Source organism: Pseudoalteromonas denitrificans DSM 6059, assembly GCF_900112265.1.
GTDB classification, from domain to species: domain Bacteria; phylum Pseudomonadota; class Gammaproteobacteria; order Enterobacterales; family Alteromonadaceae; genus Pseudoalteromonas; species Pseudoalteromonas denitrificans.
Genome location: NZ_FOLO01000109.1, coordinates 2,390 through 3,428 on the forward strand (window position 1 = coordinate 2,390; position 1,039 = coordinate 3,428).

3 tRNA genes are annotated in these 1,039 nt (G+C 35.6%); 2 read left to right on the top strand and 1 reads right to left on the bottom strand.

From position 1 onward, the window contains the following. Position 1 precedes the first annotated feature (1 nt). Positions 2-77 (bottom strand) — tRNA-Val (locus BM088_RS26745). Positions 78-832: 755 nt separating this feature from the next. Between BM088_RS26745 and BM088_RS26750 the strand changes: the two genes are divergently transcribed. Both BM088_RS26750 and BM088_RS26755 read left to right on the top strand, forming a co-directional pair. After that, positions 833-908, top strand: a tRNA-Ala gene (locus tag BM088_RS26750). A 55-nt stretch (positions 909-963) separates the two neighbouring features. After that, positions 964-1,039: transfer RNA gene (locus BM088_RS26755), tRNA-Glu, on the top strand.

Here is a 1,039-nt window from a genome sequence, read left to right on the forward strand (position 1 = left end):
ATGGTGGGTGATACTGGACTTGAACCAGTGACCCTCGCCTTGTAAGGGCGATGCTCTCCCAACTGAGCTAATCACCCAGTTCTATTACCAACAATGTTATTAGCTTATTAAAAGATAACCCCGTTGTTGTGGAGCGCTATTATAGATAGCGTTGCAAAACTGTCAACACTTGAATGAACAATTTTGAGTTATTTTGTTTTAAGTGAAGATATAATAGCCAAAAGATTAAATTTTAAACTTGTTTGAACTCTTGTAATGGATATTTTGTGTTAGAAATTAACTTTTTGATTGAGAAAGGGGGGACGAATACAGCTTTTGATTTAAGTATGCGTTTTAAAATAGTTTGAATAAAAACTTAGGGAAGACAATATTGTTTTACCTATCGCGTAGAAATCTGTTTTGGGGGAGGGCGCTAAACTTTCATAATTGAATCTGAAATGAAAATGTCTATTTACTGTCTTATCAATAGCCATTATAGATGTATAACTTTAATTGATATGATTTATGAAACTTAGATGAATTTTAAAAGAGATATGATACTGCCATAAGTTAAACCGTAAACTGTTTTACTTATTTTGAAAGTTGAGAATTAATATTAGATCTAAATACTTTATGGTTTAGTAGGGTAACGCTTAAAGTTATGATTATAAATATCATCGTAAATCTGATATTGAGTTTGTTTTTAAATGTATTTGATTGTTAAAACATCACCTTGCTGAAAAATATACCACTTGCTAATTGTTTTATAAAAAACAGTTGACTTTAAAATGGTGTCTGCATAGAATGCGCCCCGCACTCAGCGATACACAAACATGTTCGTTGGTTAGTAATTGGGGCTATAGCTCAGCTGGGAGAGCGCTTCGCTGGCAGTGAAGAGGTCTGCGGTTCGATCCCGCATAGCTCCACCAATTACTTATGCAAAATGTCCTAGTGATACAGTTTGTTTTTAAAAACAAATAATGTGTCCCCATCGTCTAGAGGCCTAGGACACCGCCCTTTCACGGCGGTAACAGGGGTTCGAATCCCCTTGGGGACGCCA